At 33.1% G+C, this 24,740-nt stretch carries 20 protein-coding genes; 15 read left to right on the top strand and 5 right to left on the bottom strand.

The window, feature by feature from the left end:
• Positions 1–170: 170 nt before the first annotated feature.
• From CPG45_RS05065 to CPG45_RS05005, 13 genes are all read left to right on the top strand, one after another.
• Positions 171–1,787 carry an MBL fold metallo-hydrolase RNA specificity domain-containing protein gene (locus CPG45_RS05065; protein WP_096230918.1) on the top strand — a complete coding sequence of 539 codons (1,617 nt, stop codon included), beginning with the start codon at positions 171–173 and terminating at the stop codon, positions 1,785–1,787.
• A 200-nt stretch (positions 1,788–1,987) separates the two neighbouring features.
• Positions 1,988–3,016, top strand: coding sequence for a LacI family DNA-binding transcriptional regulator (locus CPG45_RS05060; protein WP_096230917.1), 1,029 nt, complete (start codon positions 1,988–1,990; stop codon positions 3,014–3,016).
• Between the two features lie 30 nt (positions 3,017–3,046).
• Positions 3,047–3,667, top strand: coding sequence for a bifunctional 4-hydroxy-2-oxoglutarate aldolase/2-dehydro-3-deoxy-phosphogluconate aldolase (locus CPG45_RS05055; protein ID WP_096230916.1), 621 nt, complete (start codon positions 3,047–3,049; stop codon positions 3,665–3,667).
• Between the two features lie 21 nt (positions 3,668–3,688).
• Positions 3,689–4,624, top strand: coding sequence for a sugar kinase (locus CPG45_RS05050; protein WP_096230915.1), 936 nt, complete (start codon positions 3,689–3,691; stop codon positions 4,622–4,624).
• A gap of 231 nt (positions 4,625–4,855) precedes the next feature.
• Positions 4,856–6,970, top strand: coding sequence for a BglG family transcription antiterminator (locus tag CPG45_RS05045; protein ID WP_096230914.1), 2,115 nt, complete (start codon positions 4,856–4,858; stop codon positions 6,968–6,970).
• Between the two features lie 46 nt (positions 6,971–7,016).
• Positions 7,017–8,036, top strand: a complete 1,020-nt coding sequence (locus CPG45_RS05040; protein ID WP_096230913.1) for a 6-phosphofructokinase — start codon at positions 7,017–7,019, stop codon at positions 8,034–8,036.
• Positions 8,037–8,342: 306 nt separating this feature from the next.
• The gene (locus tag CPG45_RS05035) at positions 8,343–8,633 is read left to right on the top strand and encodes a PTS sugar transporter subunit IIB (protein ID WP_096230912.1); all 291 of its coding nucleotides are present in this window, start codon (positions 8,343–8,345) and stop codon (positions 8,631–8,633) included.
• A 20-nt stretch (positions 8,634–8,653) separates the two neighbouring features.
• On the top strand, positions 8,654–9,934 hold the full coding sequence (locus tag CPG45_RS05030; protein ID WP_096230911.1) for a PTS sugar transporter subunit IIC: 1,281 nt from the start codon (positions 8,654–8,656) through the stop codon (positions 9,932–9,934).
• 19 nt (positions 9,935–9,953) lie between these two features.
• Complete coding sequence (locus CPG45_RS05025; RefSeq protein WP_172856479.1) at positions 9,954–10,346, top strand: tetratricopeptide repeat protein; 393 nt, start codon at positions 9,954–9,956, stop codon at positions 10,344–10,346.
• Between the two features lie 331 nt (positions 10,347–10,677).
• Positions 10,678–11,532: a class II fructose-bisphosphate aldolase gene (locus tag CPG45_RS05020; RefSeq protein WP_096230910.1), complete on the top strand. Its 855-nt coding sequence runs from the start codon at positions 10,678–10,680 to the stop codon at positions 11,530–11,532.
• A gap of 245 nt (positions 11,533–11,777) precedes the next feature.
• Positions 11,778–13,046: a copper amine oxidase N-terminal domain-containing protein gene (locus CPG45_RS05015; RefSeq protein ID WP_096230909.1), complete on the top strand. Its 1,269-nt coding sequence runs from the start codon at positions 11,778–11,780 to the stop codon at positions 13,044–13,046.
• 48 nt (positions 13,047–13,094) lie between these two features.
• Positions 13,095–14,168, top strand: a complete 1,074-nt coding sequence (locus CPG45_RS05010; RefSeq protein ID WP_157732335.1) for a GNAT family N-acetyltransferase — start codon at positions 13,095–13,097, stop codon at positions 14,166–14,168.
• A gap of 227 nt (positions 14,169–14,395) precedes the next feature.
• Complete coding sequence (locus tag CPG45_RS05005) at positions 14,396–15,544, top strand: MFS transporter (protein ID WP_096230907.1); 1,149 nt, start codon at positions 14,396–14,398, stop codon at positions 15,542–15,544.
• 104 nt (positions 15,545–15,648) lie between these two features.
• Here CPG45_RS05005 and CPG45_RS05000 read toward each other — a convergent pair whose 3' ends face one another.
• From CPG45_RS05000 to nikR, 5 genes are read right to left on the bottom strand one after another with little or no spacing between them, the layout of a single operon-like run.
• Positions 15,649–16,377: an energy-coupling factor ABC transporter ATP-binding protein gene (locus tag CPG45_RS05000; protein ID WP_096230906.1), complete on the bottom strand. Its 729-nt coding sequence runs from the start codon at positions 16,375–16,377 to the stop codon at positions 15,649–15,651.
• Positions 16,368–17,198 carry a cobalt ECF transporter T component CbiQ gene (cbiQ, locus tag CPG45_RS04995; protein ID WP_096230905.1) on the bottom strand — a complete coding sequence of 277 codons (831 nt, stop codon included), beginning with the start codon at positions 17,196–17,198 and terminating at the stop codon, positions 16,368–16,370. The genes CPG45_RS05000 and cbiQ overlap by 10 nt, the downstream gene beginning before the upstream one ends.
• Complete coding sequence (locus tag CPG45_RS04990) at positions 17,191–17,508, bottom strand: PDGLE domain-containing protein (RefSeq protein WP_096230904.1); 318 nt, start codon at positions 17,506–17,508, stop codon at positions 17,191–17,193. Before CPG45_RS04990 ends, cbiQ begins: the two co-directional genes overlap by 8 nt.
• The gene (gene cbiM, locus CPG45_RS04985; protein ID WP_096230903.1) at positions 17,505–18,197 is read right to left on the bottom strand and encodes a cobalt transporter CbiM; all 693 of its coding nucleotides are present in this window, start codon (positions 18,195–18,197) and stop codon (positions 17,505–17,507) included. The genes CPG45_RS04990 and cbiM overlap by 4 nt, the downstream gene beginning before the upstream one ends.
• Positions 18,198–18,211: 14 nt before the next feature.
• Positions 18,212–18,646 (bottom strand): nickel-responsive transcriptional regulator NikR, encoded by a 435-nt coding sequence (gene nikR, locus CPG45_RS04980; RefSeq protein WP_255405169.1) that lies wholly within the window; start codon positions 18,644–18,646, stop codon positions 18,212–18,214.
• A gap of 379 nt (positions 18,647–19,025) precedes the next feature.
• Between nikR and CPG45_RS04975 the strand changes: the two genes are divergently transcribed.
• Positions 19,026–21,518 (top strand): ASKHA domain-containing protein, encoded by a 2,493-nt coding sequence (locus tag CPG45_RS04975; RefSeq protein ID WP_096230902.1) that lies wholly within the window; start codon positions 19,026–19,028, stop codon positions 21,516–21,518.
• Positions 21,519–21,772: 254 nt separating this feature from the next.
• Entirely contained in the window at positions 21,773–24,709 is a 2,937-nt protein-coding gene (locus tag CPG45_RS04970) for a sigma 54-interacting transcriptional regulator (RefSeq protein ID WP_096230901.1), read from the top strand.
• Positions 24,710–24,740: the final 31 nt, after the last annotated feature.

Genomic DNA, 24,740 nt, shown 5'->3' with positions numbered 1-24,740 from the left:
GGGCCTTATGCTTGTCATTGTCAAGCATAAGCTCCGTATTTTTTTGTATTTGACTAGATTAAATATTAAGATAAAAATTATGAAAAATATTGTATAATATAATTAAGACTATTATTAAAAAGATGAATATTTTTATCAATTTGAAGCTTTTTTACGAGAGGAGAGATACGATGAAGATTACATTTTTAGGTGCTGCAAAAGAAGTAACAGGTTCTTGCTATCTTGTAGAAACTGAAAGTACGAAATTTCTGGTAGATTGTGGTATGTTTCAAGGAAGCGAGATAGAAGATGAATTCAACTATCAGGAATTTGCATTTGATGTAGATGAAATCGACTTTATGCTTTTAACACACGCACATATAGATCATAGCGGAAGGATTCCGCTTCTATATAAACGAGGTTATAAAAAGAAGATTTATGCAACTAAAGGTACTGTAGATCTTTGCGAATACATGCTGCAGGACAGCGGACATATACAGCAGATAGAGAATGAGTGGAAAAACCGCAAGAGAAAAAGGGCAGGAAAGTCTTTGAGAATGCCATTATATACTGCAGATGAAGGAAAAGCATCAATGAAGCTTTTCTGCGGAATTGAATATAACAAAATATTCACTCCATCAAAGGATATAAAAGTCAGATTCAATGATGCCGGTCACATGCTCGGTTCTGCAATACTTGAAATATGGGTAAATGAAGACGGCAAAGAAACCAAATTGGTATTTTCAGGTGACCTCGGCAATCGCGATATACCGATTTTAAGAAATCCTACAAATATTGATGATGCTGATTATCTCATATGTGAGTCAACATATGGTGACAGACTTCACGAGGATGTAGGCGACAAAGCTAAAAAGCTGATGGAAATTATCATAAAGACAATAAAAAGAGGCGGCAATGTAATAATACCTTCATTTGCTGTAGGAAGAACACAAGAATTATTATATGAAATTCATAAAGATAGAGAACTATACAAAGATGAAATAGAGTTTATAAACAAAGTACCGGTATATGTAGATAGCCCACTTGCTACATCTGTCACTGGTGTTTTTAAAAGACATCTTGAGTATTTTGACGAAGAAGCTCAGGAATACATTAAAAAAGGTGATTATCCTCTTGACTTTCCAAATCTGCATTTTACACATTCAATGGAAGAGTCAAAGGCATTAAATGACATAAAAGAACCTGTAATAATTATTTCCGCCAGCGGAATGTGTGAGGCTGGACGAATTAAGCACCATTTAAAGCACAATTTATGGAGAAAAAACTGTACAATTTTATTTGTTGGATTTCAAGCAAAGGGTACTCTTGGAAGAAGGATTTTAGATGGTGAAAAGACAGTAAACATTTTTGGTGAAGAAATAACAGTTAAAGCAGATATAGAATATATAGAGAGCTTTTCAAATCATGCTGATCAAAAAGGTATAATGACATGGATCAGCAACTTTAAAAAGAAGCCTGAAAAAATATTTATAGTACATGGTGAAGATGAAGCACAGATAGTTCTATCAGATAAGATTAAATCAGAATTAAATATTGATACTATAATACCTTCCAAGTATGATACATTTGATTTTGATGCTCAAAAAATTAATATTGCTGAAATTTCAAACGAAGCTGTAGAAAATGAGCTCATAAATAAAATAGAGGAAATGAAGATTGAAAACGAAAAGGTACTATCAAAAATCCAGGATATATTAAAGCAAAATAAGGGTAACATCCATAATATTGATGGAGATTTAGCAGCTTTTAATGATGCCATGACGAGATTAAAAAGAAAATTAAATTAAAAATTATGAGATGACATAAAACCGGTTGTATATTTCAGCTGAATATATTGACTATGTGATAAATGCATTGGTAATATCAGTGCTTTTTATTATATAATATTTTTATAAAAAGAAGGATTTTTAAAATTTGTGTAGAATATAATTATTATATATACCGGTTTCGTAAACTGGTTTCTATAAATATATATGATGGTGGTCTAATGAGTGATGATAATTTTAAGATAACAATTGACGATGTAGCAAAAAAGGCAGGTGTTTCAAAGACAACAATATCCCGCTTTCTTAATGGACGATATGAATACATGTCAGATGCAACAAGGGAGAATATCGAGAAAGTCATTGAAGAGCTCAATTACAGGCCGAATAATTTAGCACGAAGCTTAAAATCTAATAAATCAAGGCTTATCGGTGTTCTTGTATCTGATATAAGTAACCATTTTTCATCTATTCTCGTTAAAGGAATAGGTGATGTATGCAAAGAAAATGGATATAATTTGATAATCGCCAGCACCGATAATGACCCATTAAAAGAAAGAGAATATATATTATCATTGCTTGACAACAGTGTTGATGGGCTGATTATCAATACTGCCGGAGGAAATGACGACTTCTTAATAAGATTATCAAAAAAAGGACTGCCAATCGTACTTGCTGATAGAAGCATTAAAAATACAGTATTTGACACTGTTGTTGTAAATAATTATGAAGTTACAACAGAGCTTATACTGCATCTTATTAGTAATGGATATAGCAAAATCGGCTTTTTTACGGGAAAAATAGGAAATATAAGTACACGAACAGAAAGAAAACAAGCTTTTATAGATGTGTGTAAAAAATATTTAAAGAAAGATGAATGTAATTTGATATTCGAAATAGATAATCATTTAAATTCAATTGAAGAAAAATTAAAAGCGATGATAAATAGCAATAAAGGTGCTAGGCCGGCTGTATTTGCAGTTAATGGGATGGTATTATTAAATGTGCTTCAGGTTATTAACAAGTTGAATTTAAAAATACCTGAGGATATTGCAGTGTGTGGATATGATGATTGGGGATGGGCATCTCTTATACCGCCGGGTATTACGACTATATCACAGCCTTCATATGAAGTGGGAGTTGAGTCAGCTAAAAGGCTTATGTCAAGGATAAATAAGAATATAGAGGATAAACCTCAAAAATTAATACTCAATGCTACTCTTGTAATCAGGGGATCAACAAAATCCTATTAAATATATATTAATTATGAAAGGAAGAAGATTATGAGTATCAAGGAAATAAAAGAAAAAACAAAAAAAGGGATATTTTCGGTTATAAGGTGTAAAGACTATGAATTAGGAATGAAGATGGCAGAAAAGGTAATAGAATGCGGTATAAACATAATAGAAATAACATATACCGTTGAAGGCGCTGGAAAATTAATAAAGGAGCTAAAAAAGAAATATCCTGATAAAATAATAGGCGCAGGTACTGTTTTAGAATTAAGCCAGGCAGAGGAAGCTATAAGAAATGGAGCAGATTTCGTTGTGACGCCGTGCATTGTTGAGGAAGTTGCATCGTACTGCAAGAAAAATGATGTATTTTTCTCAATGGCAGCTGCAACGACGACAGAGATGTTTAAAGCTTATAAAATGGGATCAGAAGTTATAAAGCTTTTCCCTGGGGAATTTGTAGATTCCAAGATAATAAAGTCTCTTAAAGGGCCATTTCCATTTCTTGAATTTATGCCGACAGGTGGTGTAAATGACGAGAATATTAATGAATGGTTTGAAAATGGCGCATATGCGGTTGGTGTTGGTGGATATTTGACAAAGGGAATAAATTTTGACAATCTGGACCTTTTAGAAGAAAGAGCAAAGAGGCTCGTAAATGCAGTAAAGTAAATTGGATAAGTAGGTGATATTTTGGCAGAAGTTTTATTAGTAGGAGAACCCATGGCATTATTTATAGCTGAGGAAGAAGGGACACTTGATAAAGTAAATAAGTTTACAAAGGCATTGGCAGGAGCAGAAGCTAATGTTGCAATAGGGTTGTCGAGACTTGGACACACTGTAAAGTATGTGTCAAAGCTTGGCAATGACCCTTTCGGGAAGTACATTTATGAAAAATTGTTGGAAGAAAAAATTGATGTTTCATCTATAAAGTTTACCGATGAATATCCAACAGGGTTCATGCTTAAATCGAAAACATCGCAAGGTGATCCGGATATATTTTACTTTAGAAAGGGTTCGGCGGCATCACACGTGACACCGAATGACATTGATTGTGATTTAGATGAGTTGAAGCATATACACATTACAGGCATAACAGCGGCCCTTTCAAAGGACACATTGGATACGGTATATAGAATGATTGAGATTGGAAAAGAAAACGGCATAAGGATATCATTTGACCCCAATATACGAAAGAGCCTTTGGCAAAGCGAAGATGAGATGGTGTCTACATTAAACGACATCGCATCTAAATGCGACATAGTTATGCCGGGCATAAAAGAAGGCCTTATTTTGACAGGATCGGAAAATCCAGACGATATAGCTGATTATTACTTAGGTAGAGGCGTAGAAACTGTCATAATCAAGATCGGCGATAAAGGAGCATATGTTAAGACAAAAGGTGAGAGCTTTACTGTGAACGGCTATAAAGTGGAAAGAATAGTTGATACGGTTGGTGCCGGAGATGGATTTGCAACAGGTGTAATAAGCGGACTATTAGAAGGGCTTACACTTAAAGATGCAGTAAAAAGGGGAAATGCAATAGGAGCAATAATAATCATGTCACCAGGTGACAACGATGGACTGCCGGATAGAGAAACTCTCGATAAGTTTATGAAAGAAGATTAAATATGAGCCTTCTCACGATAGATAAACTAAACCGCTAAGACATAATAAGTCGAGGCGGTATTTTTATGTTCAAAAATACGAAAGCGAAAGATTTTATAGAAAATAACAGGAAAAAATAAATTTAGTTCGGGGAAATATATTAGTAAGGCATTGGTTATAGTACAGTTTTGCCACATTTGCAGTGAAAAATGTTAAGCTTTTCAAATACAACAAATGATAATATAATTGGTAATGAAAGAGGTGATAATTATCATACTCAATGAAAGATGTACTAAAATATTGACAAAGCTTGTAAATACAAGCCTCCCCATAAAAATTAATGAACTGGCCAGTTCATTTAAAGTTAGCTCAAGGACTATAAGATACGACCTTGATACAATTGATGAATTCTTAAAGTACAATAATTTGCCACAATTAATAAGAAAGCCTAATGTAGGTGTGAAATTTTCTGAATCATTAGAAGACAAAGATAAGGTATTAGAACTTTTAGATAACGTTAGCATTTATCATTATGCACTATCACAGAAGGAAAGAGTAAACATTATATTAAGCAATCTAATTGGTCAGAAGGATTACACAACAATTAATACACTTGCAGATAATCTTATGGTATCTAGAAGCACTATTATAAATGACCTCGATAAAGTAAGGAAATGGCTTTCTGATCATGGACTTGAGCTAAAATCAGCACCAAAGTATGGGATCAAAGTCTTAGGGGACGAAAAGAAACTTAGAAAAGCTGCGATAGAGCTTCTTACAGAGACTATTGATATAGAGAAGGCACTTGATATAGTAAAAATGCCTATGTACACAAGAATCAATGTTGGCATGGATAATGAAATTAAAAAACTTTTTGAGAATATAGATTTATCATACATCGAAGAGTGTATTAAAACTGCAGAAAGTGAACTGGAGACAGTATTTTCAGATGCAGCCTTTACAGGGCTTGTAATACACATTGCAATTGCAATAAAAAGAATAGAGCTTGGAAGAGACATAGTAATGCCAACTGATGAGCTTAAATCGTTGGAGATGACAAAGGAATTCAGCGTTGCTTCAAATATAGCAAAGATGCTTGAAAAACATTTTAAGGTTAATATACCGATTGATGAAATTGGTTATATTACAGTGCATTTATTGGGGAGTAATGTTACAAATAAAAGAAAGATTAAAGAAGAAAATTGGCTTGAATTAGAGCTAATAACTGAAAAAATAATAAAAAATGTAGAAAATGAAATCAAATTAGATCTGTCAAAAGATAGGCAGCTTTTCGAAGGACTTATAGAGCATATTAGGCCAGCGATATACAGGCTTAAACATGGACTTGATTTAAAAAATCCTATACTTGATGAAATAAAGAGAAATTACAGTAAACTTTTTGAAATTGTAAAGCGGAGCTTAAAACCTCTAGAAGAGTATACTGATAATGTATTAAACGATGAAGAAATAGGATACATTGTGATGCACTTTGGCGCGGCAATTGAGAAGATTAAATCATTAAATATATCGAAGCCGGACATTTTGGTTGTATGCGGTACAGGAATAGGGACAGCAAAGATGTTGTCTTCAAGGCTTCAATCAGTCTTCGATGTAAATATAAAAGGAACCGCAGCATACCATCAGGTTGAAGATATATTAAAAGAAAAACATGTCGACTTAATTGTATCTACAGTACCCGTTGATATAAAAAATGTTAAAACAGTTATTGTAAATCCATTATTAACTGAAATGGATATTGAAAAACTAAAGGGATTTATTAAAAATGTAAAATCAAATGTGGCGAAACTTGATGATATAGTTAAAATAATCGAAAAACATTGTAATATTGCAGATAGACAAAAATTAATAGAGGACCTATCAGAATATTTAAATGTTGCAAATGTTGGTGAAGAGAGAGGAGTTGCTGAACCGTTGTTAAAAGACCTTTTGACAGAAAAAACTATTAAACTAAATATAGAAGCGAAAGATTGGGAAGACGCAGTGAGGATAGGTGGTGAGCTTTTAGAAAAGGATGATGCCATAGAGCATAGATATATAGACGCTATGATAAATTCTGTAAAAGAGATAGGGCCATATATTGTAATAGCACCAGGCATTGCGATGCCACATGCAAGGCCGGAAGCAGGAGTAAAAAAGATAGGTATGAGTTTGATCACTCTTAAGAATCCCGTAAATTTCGGCAACAAAGAAAACGATCCAGTAAAAATTGTCGTATGCCTATGTGCAATAGACCATTCATCACACTTAAAAGCATTATCGGAGCTGGTAGAATTAATTGGCGACGACAAAATGATTGAAAAAATAATTAAAGCTAAAAAAATTGAAGAAGTACTAACTGTGTTATAATCAATAAAAATTTTAATGAGGATTAAATCAAGGAGCGATTGTAGATATGGAACCTATTAAAAAAGTTGCTGTCATAACTAGTGGAGGAGATGCGCCAGGTATTAATTCTGCATTATTTGGGATGATCAGTAAAAATACCGACATTGAAATATGTGGATTTAATGGCGGATATGATGGCATATTAAATTCAGAACCAATTTATTTTAAAGATATTAATTTAAGACAAGCTAATGTAAGTGGCAATTATATTTTACAAACTTCAAGAAGTACTGCACCAAGAACTGAAGAAGGCAGGGCAAAGATAATTAAACGTCTTAAATCTCTTGGTATAAATACACTTATTGTATGTGGTGGAGATGGTTCTTTCAAAGCGGCCGAATTATTGACTGAGCAAGGAATGCCATGCTTAGGAATTCCATTGACTATTGATAATGATATATATGGAACAGAATGTACAATTGGCTATAATACAGCAATTAAAAGAGTTACAGATGTATTGTATAGTTTGCATCAGACAGCTCATAATATGCCCGGAAGAATTTTTATGGTAGAGGTTTTTGGGGGAAATTCAGGACACATTGCATTAGCCAGTGCACTAGCGGGTGGGGCAGACATTGCTATAATTCCCGAAATGACTAGACGGCCTGAAGATATTGTAAATAGGATCAATGAAATACTAAAAAGTAAAAATGATTATGTAATAATAGTTTGTTCAGAGTCTGTATATGATACCAGAGATTATATTCCTGGTGATCAAGGAATATCCTTGCAAATAGGCAAAAAAATAGAGGAACTTACAGGCATGAGGGTAAGACATTCAGTGTTAGGATATTTTCAACGAGGAGGAGATCCGGATCCAGCTGATTCATTGTTAGCATTACAAATGGGTAGTTTTGCAATAGAAAGTATCAAGAATGGAAAGTCAGGATATATGGTTGGATGGGATCGTGGCAGGTGCGTTTTGGTTCCGCTATTTAAGGTAGTATCAAATAGAAAAGAACTTGATAATAATTTGTTAAAAATAGCTTTAGAAAAAGGAATGATAATTGGAAAGAAAATTACGTAGCTTGAACTATTTATTTTAGATTGAATGGATTGGGCAGCAATTTTGATGATGAAATACTACTTGTAAAATCAATTTAAGAATTAAATGTTTACAGATTTATCACAATATTATTAAAGATATAGAGGAGAAGTGGAATTAATTAAACTGAAAAAAATTTAAAGAGCTAAAGGAAGTGTTAGTAGACTTATAAATGAAAAATAATATAATTATTTAAAATTAAGTAGAATTATTAATGCATTTTATTAAATTTTAAGATGCAAGATAAATTTATTGTCTTTAATGATAATTATACGAGGAGGTAAGAAAATGTTAAAGATACTAATGGTTTGTGGAGCAGGATTAGGAAGTAGCTTTGCTTGCCAAATGAGTGTCGAATCTGTATTAAAGGAGCTTAATGTTTCTGCAATATTAGATCATGCTGATATTTCTTCAGTTGGCGGTTCAAATGCAGATATCATTATTTCTGCAAAAAACTTTGAACCACAGGTAAAAAGATACAACACTGACGCTACCGTTATATTTTTAAACGGGCTAGTTGATAAAAGGGAAATAAAAGAGAAGCTGATTCCTGTTTTAAAAGAAAAAGGCGAATTATAAATTTAATAAGGGGGATAATCATGGTAATAGTAAATTTCATAATTAAAAACATTTTAACACAAGCATCTATTACAATTGCATTAATATCATTAATTGGGTTAATTCTACAAAAGAAAAAAGTAGGAGAAATTATATCTGGGACATTTAAAACATTGTTAGGCTTCTTAGTATTATCTGCCGGATCTGGGATAATAGTACAATCATTAATCTATTTTGGCAAAATATTTACAAAGGGATTTGGACTTCAAGGCATAGTGCCATCTATCGAAGCAATTAATGGGCAAGCAATGAATAATTTACATCTTGGAAATGAGATTGCTTTAACGTTTCTAGCAATATTCATTGTTAATATAATCATTGCAAGATTTACCAAATGGAAATATATATTCTTAACTGGGCAAGCTATACTGTGGATGGCTACGATGACTACTGTATTCGGAAAATTTGCTGGATTAAGCGGAGCACCATTAGTAATTGTCGGTGGAATAGTTGGAGGAATTTTTGCAGTAGCGATGCCAGCTATCGCTCAACCTATTGTTCGCAAAATAACTGGTAGCGATGATATTGCATTAGGACATTTTTGCACAATTGGATATATTTTTGCAGCCGGAGTGTCCAAACTGGTTGGTGATAAAACTAAGTCAACTGAAGATATCCAATTACCAAAAGGATTTGAATTCTTACAAGATACGTACCTTTCTGTTGGACTTGTTATGATACCTCTTTACATTGTAACAGCTTTATTTGCAGGAGCTAAATTTGGTTCTCAGCTTTCAGGAAATGTCAACTATGTTGTATATGCATTTTTACAAGGAGTTCAATTTATTGTAGGAGTTTATGTGTTATTAGCGGGTGTTAGACTTTTGTTAGCTGAAATTGTCCCAGCATTTAGAGGAATTGCATTAAAAGTTGTACCAGATGCTAAGCCTGCACTTGATTGCCCAGTATTATTCCCGTATGCACCAAATGCTGTAACGATTGGCTTTGTAGGAACGACAATAGGCAGTGTTATTGCAATGTTCGTTTTGCCTATGTTTGGGTTAGCAATGATATTACCAGGAATGCTAACAAACTTTTTCGCTGGTGGTACAGCAGGTGTCTTTGCTAATGCAGCTGGAGGTAGAAGAGGGGCTATAATTTCTACCATAGCTCATGGATTCTTTATAACATTGCTTCCAGCATTATTAGTGATAAGCTTTAATAAAATGGGCTTTATTAATGCAACAGCAACAGATGTAGATACTGTAACAGCAGCACTACTTTATGCATGGATTATTACTCCAATTCTTAAAGCATTATAGTATATAGAAGGGGATATTGATGTTTTTTAAGAAAAATAAGAAAAAAGAAACTTCATCAATGGCAAATGGAGAAGATACTAAAAAATTAGATAAAAAGGAATTAATAGATGAAGCAGAAAATTTAATCAATACTATCGATTCAGTGTCAGGTGATGAGAGGATTAAAGTATTAAACAGGATTGGAAGTTTGTATTTTGAAGCAGATAAAATAGATGATGCTATAAAGTACTATGAAATTAGCATTAGCGAAAATAAGTCTCTTGGCAAAGCATATACAGAATTAGTAAAGCTGTATAATATCAAACGAAAAGAAGCCATAAGCAAAAAAGATGATGAGAGCATGAAGCATTATATAGAGAAAATTGATAGTTTACTGCAACTATCGAAGGATGTAATTCGTGGAAGAGTTTAAGATTAAAAATATATAAAATCTAGTACAATGCAATATTTTCTGTAGTAGGGAAGATATGGATATGGCGGTGCAGAAGATGGTTTTGCTACCTCAAATAAACTGAGGTAGTACCTTCTTTTGCACACAAATGTCATTAAACTGATAAAAGTGTGCTAATAAATAACTGTGCAACGTTGAACAAAGCTTGGAGTAAATCTTCATATCTGGCTAAGCTTATCCTCAATTTGGAAAATATATAATTTACTAATGAATACATGATTAAAATTAATGATCTTATGTATTTATTAAGGATTTAATTAGAGATAGAAAAAATATTAAGGAGTTGTTTAATATGTATGTAACGCTAAAAGAAATTTTGAAAAATACTAGAAAATATAAGTTTGCAGTAGGTGCATTTAATATACATTGCCTGGAAATGGTTCCTGCGATGATAGAAGCTGCTAAAGCTAAAAATTCACCAATCATATTACAAGTATCGCCAACTACATGTAAATATATAGGTGCTTCGTTGCTAAGCAATCTAGTAAAATATTTAGCTAATAAAGCTGATATTAATGTCACACTGCATTTGGATCATGCAAAGGATTTTAATACAATTAAAGAAGCCGTTGATAATGGGTTTTCTTCAGTAATGATTGATGCTTCAGCACTGCCCTTAGAGGAAAACATTGAGAAGACGAAGGAAGTAGTGGAATATGCATCGAAACATGGTGTATCAGTGGAATCAGAATTAGGAACTATTGGAGGTACTGAAGAAGGGGTAGCTCTTAATGATGGAAAAATTATATATACACGTCCACAAGATGCAATAAAATTTATAGAAGCAACAGGTATAGATGCTTTAGCAATAGCTATTGGTACTTCACATGGACAGTATAAATCAAAAGCAAAGCTTAATTTCAATGTATTAAAAGAAATCTATGATGTAACAAATATTCCACTAGTACTTCATGGAGGAACTGGCGTTTCTAATGAGGATTTAAAAAAATGTATTTTAGGTGGAATATCTAAGGTTAATGTAGGAACTGAGCTAAATGTGGCATGGGTTACTGCAGCAAAGGAAAATTTCGGGAAGGCAAAAGTTAATGACTCCTGTAGAGATCTATTAATACCTTCAAATTATGCCGTTCAGAAGGTTATTGAAAATAAAATAGATGTATTAGGTAGTTCAAAGAGGACGGTTTAAGACCGTCCTTTAAAATTTTTTTGCGTAAAAAGAAGGATTTTTGATGAGGTGTGTAGAAATAAATAGCTGATATATGGAGGTTTTCATTCTTTAATATTGGATATTTTTAATACCACAATGAGGAAATCCTTACTTTAAAATAAAAAATTTAAAAGTGAAGTAAAAATTCATGTCTTGAAATTTGCTTAAAGAAAGGTTTTTGAGATTTGCATACATTTAAATATATATAGAAAAGGGGTGTAAAAATGAAAAAGATAATAGCAATAGTTTGCATTTGTTTTATTTTATTTAATATTTCTTCAGCCTTGGCAGAAACAAATTTCACAGCAATATTTACTATTGGGAAAAATGAATACAGCATAAATGGGCAAACTTATACAATGGATGTTGCGCCATATATAAAGGATGATAGAACATTTTTGCCGTTACGTTATATTGCTTATGCCGTTGGAGTAGAACCTCAAAATATAGTATATGATAATACTAATGGTACTATAACTTTGGTTAAAAATAATAAAACGATAAAATTGTATATAAATAGTAATATTTTAAATATAGATGGAAACACGGTCGATATGGATACAAAACCAGAAATTATAAATGATCGGGTAATGCTGCCTGTTTATTGGATTTCTAAAGCTTTAAATATTAATATAAACTGGGATCCATCAACTAATACTGTAATAATAGATGATAACAAAAGTGCTAGTAATAATAGCAGTGACAATAAAAGCAGCAGTACATATAACCCTTATACATTAGAAAATAATTCTATGACGGTTCCTTCAATATCTAATGACACTACGGTGAATAAAGTAAGCAAAGATTTTAATTGGCAGTATGATAATAAAACTTACAATTGGCAAGTAGGAATACCTTCTGAGCTTTTAGAGTGGGATAGAAAAATACCAGAAGAAATAAATAAGTTTTATAATAGTAATGGAGAAGAACAATCACTTCAGCTTTCATACATGCCTGATGAAATTAAAACTTTAGTTCTTTCTTGTTCAGAATTTGCAAATGGCAATTATACTCCTTGGGTTAGCGAAGAATCTAATTACACTTATAGTGGAAATCTTGCAAAATATTTATTACAGCAAGCGCAAACAGATAGGTATGATAGTTTTCATACTGCGGAATTTGTACAAAGCTTTGTAGAAAGTGCTATTCCCTATAAAATTACAGCAATCCCTCAACTCTCAGCACAAACTTTGGTTGATGGCGGAGATTGCAAAGACAAGTCAATTCTTTTAGCTTCTATCTTAAAGAATATGGGTTATAAAGTGGCTCTGCTTATGTTTTCTCCACTGCAGGGACAACAAGCCGGTCATATGGCAGTAGGAATAGCTTTTACTGATAGTGATATTCCGCATGATCTCAATTACAATTTAACATACTATGAATATGATGGAGCAAAATATTATTTTGCGGAAACTACAAGTCCCGGTTGGCTGATTGGCCAAATAAGCGATGAACAATTAGAGCAAAACGCTTATGTATATCCTGTTAATTAAACTAGAAATTTAACTATTTCCTTATTATATATGAAAGGATGGCAATACATGGAAGGTCCACGTACGATAAAATTTAATGAGCTAAACAGTGCTATTAATTTGTCTAACAGTGTTTTTAGGATAAATGCTGGTAGAAAGCCTACAATGCATTTAGAGTTTCCGCATCTTTTTAGTAAGGATAATGCAGGAAATATAATGGCTTTTTTTGATAATAATAACGTTGCCTCAATGATGGCAATGTATTACTATGATATGATTTATTATGGATGCAATTTAAAAATTTCATGTCTTGGCTCTGTTTGTACAGATCCGGAGTATAGAGGTAATGGTCTTGCGACAAAGCTTCTTAAAGCCTGCGAAGATAAGATGGACAATGATGACATTGATATATGCATAATATCCGGTGGCAGAGGCTTGTATGTAAATAACGGCTATAAGAAGATTGGCAAGGTGTATCACGTGACATTTAATAAAGAATGTGAATTTAATGATTCCGGATATGACATCAAAAAAATAGATGATATTAACGAAGATTCCGTTAGAATAATTCATAAAATATATGAGAATGAGCCAATAAGATTTGTAAGGCCATTGACGCAATTTGAAGATTTATTAAAAGCCGCTTCTTTTTCAAATGTTATAATGGGTGAACAAAGGATATATATTGCATATAAGAATGATATTCCCGTGTCATATATAATATATTCGAGACTTGATGACAAAAAGGGGCAGATGATTGAGTATGTGGGAAATATAGATGGAGTAATGTCTGCAATATCGTATATAATGAAAAATGATGATATTGATAAATTAGAATTTTGGTTTTTTAAAGATGATTTTAGACTTCTCAACATATCTGATGCAAAAGAAGAAAGTCTACCAGGGACTGTAAAAATTATCAATAAAGAAAGATTTTTAGAGAAAATGTCTTTATATCTTAAAGAAAATTTAAAAGATGATGATTATAATAATTTCCTTAATCTAGTAAAAAGTTATAAACAAAATCCCTCAGAATTTACTGAATTGATGTTTTGTGATACAGAAGATGTTAAAGAGAATGAACTTTTAAATAAAGTGCTTCCTCTCAATTTTGTTTGGACATACGGGCTTAATTATATATAAATTTTGTAAAGTGTCTTTCTGACCAATTGATTTAAATCTAAAATATAGCATATTGGCGTTTTGCACATAGCGCAGCTGAAGAGTCAAGGCTTAAACATAAAGTTATTGATATAGATAAATTTATGAAAATGTAAAAAAGCCATGGTTATATACCATGGTTTTTTCGTTGTATTCCTCTCTTTTATGCTATATAATTTATAAGGATGTCTTAATGTGGGAGGTTACTGATGCAAATATTTGTTATCATACTAAATTATCTTTTAATGATGCTTATTGGAATAATTGATAATATAAAGGGGCCGGTAATAGCACCTATAAAAATATTTTACCATATTGATTATACAGATATAGGCCTATTGCTTTTTATTGGGAATCTCGGCTTTATAATAGCATCATTTATCGGAGGGATATTTGTAAATAAATATGGCAGCAAAACTGCTCTCATGGGTGGTCTTGCAGCAATTATAGCTGGTATATTGGGATATTTTATATCGACTATTTTTCCCGTATTTATCACGTTCTTTTTTATCATGAATTTTGGCTTAGGAATGCTAGAGATAGGTATAAATGCGACCGCAGCAATTACATTTGTTGTAAATCAAGCACTTATGATGAATCTTCTGCATTTTTTTTATGGAGTAGGTGCGACAATTTCACCAAATGCTGTAGGAAGGCTTGTTCAATTGAAAATTCCATGGCAGAACATATACCTTATAGGTGCATTTATTACTATTATGTTATTAATCGTAGTGTTATTCACAAAGTTTCCTGGTGTGGCTAGGTATGTAAATAAAGATAAAGCGAACTATTTTGAAATATTGAAGAATAAATATGTAATCTTATTTTCTATTATGTTAGGATTTTATATTGCATCTGAGGTGGGAATTGGAAGCTGGGCTGTTACATACCTTAAGGGCGCATATGGTATGAGCAGCATTAGGAGTTCATTATATCTTTCATTGTTCTTTGCCACATTCACTATTGGCAGATTATTTGGAGGGTTTATAGTAGAAAAAATAGGATATATTAGGTGCATTTATATTTTCGCATTCATGGCACTAGCATCTGTTGCAGGAAGCATGATTAATCAAGACTTAGCATTTCTCTTGTCTATTGCAGGTTTGTTTTATTCAATAATATATCCTACGACAATAGCTTTAGCGATGAAGAAATTTAAAGAGAATACAGGTGTTGTAATAAGCGTTATTGTCACAATAAGCTCATCCATAAATATGTTAGCTAATTTTATTATTGGAAAACTTAGCGACCTATTTGGCGTTTTTATAGGTTTTTCATTTGTAGTTATTTTTATGGCTCTTGTCATTATAATGCTTAAAACATTGTCTATTTCGTATAGTAAGAGATATACTGAATAAAAGTTAATCAAAACAAATCATCCTGATACTATTGTATCAGGAGTTACTTAAAATAATAGCATGAAATTTGTATTTTTAAATATACTATTTGAGATCTCACTCTTTCATATAAGATTTACTTTTGACAGTAAATCAAGATTATCAAGTATTTCTAAAGGATTCCCAATAGCTTCGATGCTGTGTGATTCATTCATTATTATTACCCTATCTGCAAGGCTTCTTGCTAAATCTAAGTCATGTGTTGCGATGACCAATGTTGTACTACTCATATTAAGCTCAATTAGTTTATTTAAAAGCCACTTTCTTGACCTTGGGTCAAGTCCGTTTGTAGGTTCGTCGAGAAGCAAAACATCGGGATTCATGACAATGACAGATGCAAGTGCGACTTTTTTCTTTTCGCCGCCGCTCAATCTGTGTGGAGGTCTATCTTTTAATTTTGTTAAACCGAATGAATTTAATGTATCATTGACTAATTTTTGCACATCGTTTGGTTTTAAACCCATCTGTAGTGGTGCAAAAGCAACTTCATCAAATACATTAGTATTAAATAGCTGTACATCAGAATCCTGGAATACAAAACCTACTCTTCTTCTGAATTCATATTCATTATAGTTTTTCATATCCAAAATTGATTTACCAAATGCCAAAATTTCACCACTGTCTGGTGATAATAAATTGTCCATAAACTTAAGAAGTGTTGATTTACCAGAGCCGTTTGCACCTAGGATAAAAAGTTTTTCACCCTTATTTACAGCAAAATTTATATCTACAAGTGCGGGAATTGATTTTATATATGAATAATAGATGTTTTTTAATTCAAATACTATATCCAATGTATGCCTCCTTTTAAAAGTGACGCTAAAATTACAAATGCTATGTTGAAAATTATCCAAAGATAATCAAATGGCCCTATTTTAAATTTATTTATAGTTATGTATTCACCAATGTAACCACGAGAAGTCATCGCATTGTATACATCATTGCTTAAGGATTCAGACCTTATTAAGAGATTGCCTACTGACGATGCGACAAATTTCCTGCCGTTACTGCTGTTACTTTTTCCAATATTCCTGCTTTTTCTCGCTAAAAACATATTTGATGAAATTTCCAAAAGTAAAGTGATATACCTTAAAGCTATATCAAGTGTTGCAGTAAAGATTTTTGGAAATCTAAATACTCTCAGAGCTTTCAGTATTTCTACCCATTTTGTAGACAGTATCAATATGTATACAAAAGATAATGAAATAAAAGACCGCATTATGAAAATTATAGCGCTATATATGCCATCTCTTGTTATGTATATATTTCGGGTCAAAAATAAAAGCGGTTCACCAGGCTTTACAATATTGAAAAGGGATGGTATCAAAACAATACCTGAGAATATTATGGATATTGTCGATACTCTAAAAAGATACATTTTTAAGGGAATTCTTGATAATATAGCTAATAAAAGAGAGTAGACAAGCATTACCGCCATAAAAGATATAGATTTACCAAAGTTTACAATTATAATAAAAGCTATAGTTGTTATAAGCTTTATTCTTGGGTCAAGTGTTTGCATTACACCCTTTTTATCTGCAATTGTATCTGATAAAAACATATCTTCAAAAGTATTCTGTATACTTAAAACCGTTTTTTCTATAAAATTACTCATTTTTTCCCTCAGTTTTTCCCATTATTTTACTGAGTATAAAAAATATTATTAATATAGTCCCGATGCCGACGACTGCTGAAAAAATATATCCCACAGCAGACTGCAAAAAGTTATTGCTGAAGCCTGGTATGCTGTAATCTGGAAGAATTGCCTTGATAACTTCTGAAAAACGGCCCATACCCTCTGGGATATATCCTACCATATTTCTTATTTCATCAAGTCCCCATTCACCCCATGCAGTACCTGGAGCAATAAGCCCTATAGGTGTCAGCAGTATTATTATTGCTGCCGCTATATATAGCTTTTTCATTTAACATCACCTCTTAACCTATATGAAAGCCTATATAATAAGCTACCTTCACCGATTTTCATAAGATAAAATACAACAAATCCAGTTAAACCTGCCTCAACGAGCCCAGCTATTGTTATATGTGCAAACATTATTGCCGGTATCGATTGGCTTAATCCATATGGAAAATAAAGTGGTCGCTCATTTGATGCGTAAAATAGTATAGGCTGTATGCCCAGCTCTATTGCTGTTGCAAGTGCTGCTGCATTAATTCCGGCATAAGCTCCTATGGCAGAGGATATAACCTTGTTAGCTTTAAGCCTGAGCAAAAGCTTATAAATTCCATATCCTACAAATGGGGCTAAAAATGCCATATTAAAGCTATTTGCACCAAGTGCTAAAATTCCTCCATCACCAAAAAATAATGCCTGTATCAAAAGTGCAATTGTAAGTGAAATGCTTGCCCCCCATGGACCTAATGTAATAGCAAGAAGTGTTGCACCTATTGCGTGTGCTGTTGTACCACCTGGTATTGGCACATTGAACATCATTACAGTAAATGCAAATGCAGAACCTATTGCCATAGTCGGAATATCTTTCTTATCAAATGTTTTATTGACCTTTTTTGTAGCAGTTGCGAGAATTGGTACCATTGCCGCTCCCATGACGGCACATGTCTCGGGGCTAAGATATCCTTCTGGAATGTGCATAAATATTTTCCTCCTTATAAATTTTTTCCTGTAGTTGTCATTGTCAGCTTGCCGTGCTTTACGCCTTTTGTACTTATGATTTCATCCGCAATTTTTGATATATCGTTGGGAGTACCTATAACAACCATTACTTCGAGGCAGTTGTGCTCATCAAGATGTACATGCATGCTTGAGATAATATTTTTATGGTGCCCGTGCTGAATATCAATGAGTTTATCGCTTATTTCCCTTACTTCGTGACTATACACATATGTAATTGTACCGACAGTTTCGACATTGCCGGATTCCCATTGGTTTTCTACTATGTAATCTCGTATCAAGTCCCTTATGGCCTCAGATCTGTTTTTATAATTTTTTCTCTCAATTAGCTTGTCAAATTGTGTAAGAAGGTTTGCCTCCATCGAAACTCCAAAACGAGTAATTTCCTCCAGTTTGATTACCTCCTTAATTACCAAAGTGCTACTTTTATAAAAATAATAGCACTTTTCAGTGAAATAATCAATAAAGATTTCCAAGATTGCTCAAAAACTTTAAGAAAATAAAACATCACAAAATAATTCTTTGATTTGATAACGTTGAAAAACAAACATTTATAAATTATAATTTAATTCATAATAATATATCACATAAATAGAATGGTGATTTTTGAGCAGTAATTTAACGATGCTACAGATGAAGACAGTCATAGAAGCATTACAAAATGCTCATGTAAGAGATATTGTAACCTATAGGATGTGACAAAGGGACATGGTTCACGACACAAATTCAATCAACAATATTATAATAAATAGTATCAAGCCGAAATTACATTGACACTGGAGGCGCGAAATGAAAATCAAATCATATCCAATAAAGATAGATAAAGATTTAGTATTAAAATATCTTGGATACAAAGATGGGGATGTTCCTGAAGATATTATTTCTGAAGTAGAAGAATCCATTGAGGAATCTTATAAACTGATAGAACCCAAAATCTGCTATGAAGAATTTAATATAAAGTATGATGACAACAAAAAAGAAGTCATATTGCCTGATGGAAGTGTATTTAAAGGTGACTATGTGATAAGAAACTTAAAAGATGCGGATTACATTATTATGGCTGTTACAACGATTGGAGATGCTTTAGACAAGAAGATATCACAATCCTTCAGCGATGGTGACTACATGAAGGGTATGGTATATGATACAATTGCAAGTACGGCTCTTGAATATTTAAGTAAAAGTTTATGGCAAGACCTTATGAATGAGGCAATGAGCAGGGGGTTTGGAATTACACATCGTTTATGCCCGGGCGACAGCAGGTGGAATATAAAAGACCAAGCGATAATATTTAAGAATCTTGATGCATCATCAATCGGTGTGACTCTAAATGAAAGTTACATGATGAACCCAATAAAATCATCGTCAATAGTATATGGAATAGGCAAAAACGTCAAAACATCACTTGTTGACCACGACTGCGATGAATGTGATTTGATAGATTGTATTTATCGTCATAGGACAAAAAAGGCAAAACATAAGGTGAAAGTTAGTTTTGAAGGACAAAATAGAGAAATAACGGTAGATGACGGCACAAATTTATTTAAAACATTGACAGAGAATGGAATAAATATACAAAATGCCTGTGGTGGGCAACGTACATGTGGCAAATGCAAAGTAGTAGTTGATACAGATACTGATATAAGTGAAGCGGAAAGATATCATCTTAAAGACATTGATATAGAAGCGGGCATGAGATTAGCCTGCTTTGTAAAAGTTGATAGGGATTTAAATGTTATAGTACCTGATACAAACAATGGTGCAGTAATATTGACAGACGATGGTAGAAAACTTTCTTTAAAATTTTTAAAGCCTAGGATTAATAAGAAATTCTTAAATTTAGATAAACCATCGCTAAAAGACCAGAGAGGAGATTATGAAAGGGTTATTGATGCATTAGGACATAATGCAAAAATGCCCTTAAAACTTTTAAATAAACTTCCGGATATTTTAGAAAATTATAATTACAATGTTGTATTAGTTACCCGCGGTGAAGAGATAATCTCAATAGAAAAAGAGGATGCAATAGATAAAATATATGGTATAGCTATTGACATAGGTACAACGACAATTGCTGCATATTTATATGACCTTAAAACTGGAAAAAGGCTAGATGTGTATTCAGCTTTAAATCCTCAAAAAGTATTTGGCGCCGATGTAATATCAAGGATAAATTATACAATAACAGAAGAAGATGGGCTTTATAAAATTCATAAGGTAATAATAGATGAGATAAATAAACTTGTCGATAATTTTTGCAACAGAAACAATATATCAAGTGAAAATATATATGAAATAACATTGGCTGGAAATACGACAATGATTCACTTGGCATTAAATGAGCCTTCTAAAAATATTGCAAGTGCTCCATATATACCAGGGTTTACTTCAAAGATAGAAGTTAAGGCACGTGACCTTGGCGTTATTATAAATCACGAAGGTTATATAATTACACTTCCGATGGTTGCATCATATGTCGGAGCAGATACAGTTGCCGCAATACTATCAAGCCGCATGTATGAAAAAGATGAGATTAGCCTACTGCTTGATATTGGTACAAATGGCGAGATAGTCCTTGGGAATAAGGAAAAGCTTGTAGCGTGTTCGGCCGCGGCAGGCCCGGCATTTGAGGGTGCAGGCATTACATTTGGCATAGGCGGTGTTATAGGTGCGATTGATCATGTAGATCTGACAAAGAGACCAATATTTACTACAATAGGTAATGCAAAGCCAAAAGGAATATGTGGCTCCGGTGTTGTCGATGTTATAGCAGAGCTTGTAAAACATGGAATAATAGATGCGACAGGTAGAATAGTCGATAAAGAAGAAATTCCACAAGGGATTGATGAAGATTTGCTCGATAGAATTGTCGAGTACAATGGTGAAGCGGCATTTTTTCTTGACAATGAAAACGGCATATATGTGACACAGAAGGATGTAAGGCAGATACAGCTTGCAAAAGGTGCTATATTTGCCGGCATCAAGATTTTGATAAAAGAAATGGGCATAAATGTAGATGACATCAAAAAAGTTTACTTTGCAGGTGGATTCGGAAACTATATAAGCGTTGAAGGTGCTGCAACATTAGGCCTTATACCAAAAGAACTGAAAGATAGAGTAGAGCAGATAGGCAATGCTGCAGGAGCTGGTGCATCTATGGCGCTTCTCTCAGATGACGAGCTTAATACAGCATCATTGATCAAGAAGAAGGTAAAGTATATAGAGCTATCAAGTATGCCGGCATTCCAGGAGGAGTTCATGTACGCCATGTATTTCAAATGATGTTGTCAAGGGGCGGGGTTATTGACATTCATGTCATTCTGAGTAACGTGAAGAATTTTAGAAAGGAATACCTACCCTTTGTCATTCTTTAATTACGGTCCATTCAGGGAACTATCAAGTAGAATTTCGGTTAATGATTTTTGCCTATCAAGTATATATATATATTAATATGATATAATATTTATATAACATATACAAAACATACCACATAATATGGCACAAAATTTGCATGTATATTTATGGGGGATGGTATGATGGTGGATGAAATTGTAAAGGTTATTCAGAATGAAGATAAGAAAAATCCGCTTACAGATGAGAAAATAGCTTCAATATTAAAAATAAATAGAGAAGATGTTACTCAATATAGGCTTTTAAATGATATACCTGATTCAAGAGAGAGAAGAAAGCCCTATCTATATGAAGATGCTAAAAAGATTCTAAGTAAAAATAGAAATATATCTGATAGACAATTTACTAAGGAGTTAAATGATTTAGGATATGATATATCTCGCTTTGTAGCTTCTCAAATAAAAAAAGAGCTTTTAAACTCGGTAGATATTGTTAAGATACATGATGAGCCTGTTGATTGTGAAGATAGGAAAGAAGACAATGAAACAAGCAAAGAAAATGGATTATCATTTAAAGAAATCATAGGACATGATGGAAGTTTAAAGGCACAGATAAGTCAGGCAAAAGCCGCAATACTATATCCACCACATGGTCTTCATACATTGATACTCGGACCGTCTGGTGTTGGCAAAAGCCAGCTTGCTGAAGCTATGTATAATTTTGCGATAGAATCCGGCATGCTCAAAAGCGATAGCCCTTTTATTGTCTTTAATTGTGCAGACTATGCGGATAACCCTCAGCTTCTTATTGCACAGTTATTTGGATACAATAAAGGCTCTTTCACAGGTGCTGATACAACTAAGCCCGGGTTAGTAGAAAAAGCCGATGGAGGCGTACTATTTCTCGATGAAGTACACAGATTACCGAGCGAGGGACAGGAAATTTTATTTTATTTACTCGATAAGGGAAAATTCAGAAGGCTTGGTGAGACAGAAAACACAAGAGAAGCTAAGATAATGTTAATTGCCGCGACAACGGAAAATCCAGAATCATCCCTACTTCTTACATTTAGAAGAAGAATACCGATGGTTATAGAATTGCCCCCAATTAATGAAAGGCCATATTCTGAAAGGTATGACATAATAAATTTCTTCTTTACTAAAGAAGCCTTCAGAATTAATAGGTCTATAAGGATAAAGTCTGATGTAATAAGAGCATTAATGTTATACGATTGCCCTGGAAACATTGGGCAGATGAGGAGTGATATACAAGTTGCATGTGCAAGGGGATTTTTAAATACACTCGATAGTAAAACAGATACAATCAATATAAATTTATCAGATCTGCCGAACCATGTTAGAATGGGATTGCTTAAAGTCAGCAAAAGGGAACCGGATATAGAGAAATATGTTGATAAAGACATGGTAGTATACCCCAATAAAAGAAATAAGCTTCTTCCGAAAGAAGACAGATATATACTTCCCGATGAGATATATCAATTTATAGAAGACAGGTTTAATGAGCTTAAAGAACAAGGCCTTTCAAAGGATAATATATATAAGATAGTCGGCAATCAAGTAGAAACAGAATTAAAAAGATTTGCAAATAATGCAAAATCAAACATCTCAGTCTCTAAAAAAGAATTAAGGGAAATTGTCGGGGAAAAGATTTTGTATGCTGTAGAAGATGCATTTAATATTGCAAAACAAAATTATAAAAATGTTCAGGACAATCTTTTTTATTCCCTTGCAATACATTTAAGTGCAGCATATGAAAGACTAAAGAGCGGAAAGACAATTATAAATCCTCAGCTTGATAATGTAAAAAAAGAGTATGCAAAGGAATATACAGTTGCAAAACAAATGGTAGATAGAATCAATCAAGACCTTAATATAATGCTTACAGAAGATGAGGTTGGTTTTGTAGCAATGTATTTAAGAACATTTTCAACCGGCAGAGAAAAAAGTGAAGGAAGAGTGGCTGTTATAGTATTAACACATGGCCATGTAGCTTGTGGCATGGCAGATGTTGCAAATAAACTTTTGGGTGTCAATATAGCACATGGCATAGAGATGGCACTAGATGAAAGCCCAGAAGACGCACTCGAGCGGACTATAGAAGTTGTAAAAAAAGTCGATGAAGGTAAGGGTTGTGTAATACTTGTCGATATGGGATCACTTATAACTTTTGGCGAAATAATCACAAAAAGAACGGGGATACCGACAAGGACGATAGGAAGAGTTGACACAGTTATGGTTTTAGAAGCCGTAAGAAGAGCAATTATTCCGGATGCGACTATTGATGAGATAGCCGGTGAGCTTGACGAAAATAAAACATACGTTGGACATGTTGAGGGTGTAAAAGACTCAAATAAGCTTCCAAAAGCTATTGTGACGATTTGCATAACTGGTGAAGGAACGGCACTCAAGATTAAAAAGTATATAGAAGACAAAATACCTGGTATAAGAAATAGATTAAAAATAATTCCGATAGGCCTATTTAATGAAAATGAAATAGATGAGGAAATAAAGAAGATAAGAGGCAAAAATAATATTCAAGCATTTGTAGGAACAATTGATCCAAAAATTGATAGTGTATCATTTATACCAGTAGAAGAGATAATGAATGGAGAAGGGCTACAAAGACTCAAAAAAATAGCAGGTATGGATATAGAGCTTAAGAGTAGACTTAAAGATGTAATAACAGAAGATCTGATATTATGTGACATCGATGTCAGTGTGAAAAGTGATATAATCGATAATTTGGTTACTCTTCTTGAAGAAAAGGGTTATGTTGATGAAAGATTTATGCTAAGTGTATATAAAAGAGAGTCAATGGGAGCCACATGGATGAAAGGTGGTATAGCAATCCCACATGGTGATACAAAATATGTCACAAAACCTGCCATAGCAATCGCAAAACTAAAAGAGCCTATCTTCTGGGAAGGGGATTTAGAAACGGATTTAATATTTATGATTGCTTTGAAAGAAGATTCCAAAGATTATATGCTTGATTTATATAAAGTGCTGACAGATGAAAATATAGTAAAAGCATTGAGAGAAGCCAAAAATACGGCACAAATAAAAGAAATAATATTAAAAAATACAATACCGGCCAATTAATTGGCACGGTATTTGCATTATATAAGGGTGT

It is taken from the genome of Thermoanaerobacterium sp. RBIITD (assembly GCF_900205865.1).
Classification (GTDB): domain Bacteria; phylum Bacillota; class Thermoanaerobacteria; order Thermoanaerobacterales; family Thermoanaerobacteraceae; genus Thermoanaerobacterium.
The sequence above is the reverse complement of the archived record's forward strand: the minus strand, read 5'-3'. Positions and strand labels throughout refer to the sequence as shown.

Bases quoted from the DNA above. Each gene is read 5' to 3' on its own strand.
- CPG45_RS05065 (WP_096230918.1), top strand. From the start codon at position 171: ATGAAGATTACATTTTTAGGTGCTGCAAAAGAAGTAACAGGTTCTTGC.
- CPG45_RS05060 (WP_096230917.1), top strand. From the start codon at position 1,988: ATGAGTGATGATAATTTTAAGATAACAATTGACGATGTAGCAAAAAAG.
- CPG45_RS05055 (WP_096230916.1), top strand. From the start codon at position 3,047: ATGAGTATCAAGGAAATAAAAGAAAAAACAAAAAAAGGGATATTTTCG.
- CPG45_RS05045 (WP_096230914.1), top strand. From the start codon at position 4,856: ATGAAAGAGGTGATAATTATCATACTCAATGAAAGATGTACTAAAATA.
- CPG45_RS05040 (WP_096230913.1), top strand. From the start codon at position 7,017: ATGGAACCTATTAAAAAAGTTGCTGTCATAACTAGTGGAGGAGATGCG.
- CPG45_RS05035 (WP_096230912.1), top strand. From the start codon at position 8,343: ATGTTAAAGATACTAATGGTTTGTGGAGCAGGATTAGGAAGTAGCTTT.
- CPG45_RS05030 (WP_096230911.1), top strand. From the start codon at position 8,654: ATGGTAATAGTAAATTTCATAATTAAAAACATTTTAACACAAGCATCT.
- CPG45_RS05025 (WP_172856479.1), top strand. From the start codon at position 9,954: ATGTTTTTTAAGAAAAATAAGAAAAAAGAAACTTCATCAATGGCAAAT.
- CPG45_RS05020 (WP_096230910.1), top strand. From the start codon at position 10,678: ATGTATGTAACGCTAAAAGAAATTTTGAAAAATACTAGAAAATATAAG.
- CPG45_RS05015 (WP_096230909.1), top strand. From the start codon at position 11,778: ATGAAAAAGATAATAGCAATAGTTTGCATTTGTTTTATTTTATTTAAT.
- CPG45_RS05010 (WP_157732335.1), top strand. From the start codon at position 13,095: ATGGAAGGTCCACGTACGATAAAATTTAATGAGCTAAACAGTGCTATT.
- CPG45_RS05005 (WP_096230907.1), top strand. From the start codon at position 14,396: ATGCAAATATTTGTTATCATACTAAATTATCTTTTAATGATGCTTATT.
- cbiQ (WP_096230905.1), bottom strand. From the start codon at position 17,198: ATGAGTAATTTTATAGAAAAAACGGTTTTAAGTATACAGAATACTTTT.
- CPG45_RS04990 (WP_096230904.1), bottom strand. From the start codon at position 17,508: ATGAAAAAGCTATATATAGCGGCAGCAATAATAATACTGCTGACACCT.
- cbiM (WP_096230903.1), bottom strand. From the start codon at position 18,197: ATGCACATTCCAGAAGGATATCTTAGCCCCGAGACATGTGCCGTCATG.
- CPG45_RS04975 (WP_096230902.1), top strand. From the start codon at position 19,026: ATGAAAATCAAATCATATCCAATAAAGATAGATAAAGATTTAGTATTA.
- CPG45_RS04970 (WP_096230901.1), top strand. From the start codon at position 21,773: ATGGTGGATGAAATTGTAAAGGTTATTCAGAATGAAGATAAGAAAAAT.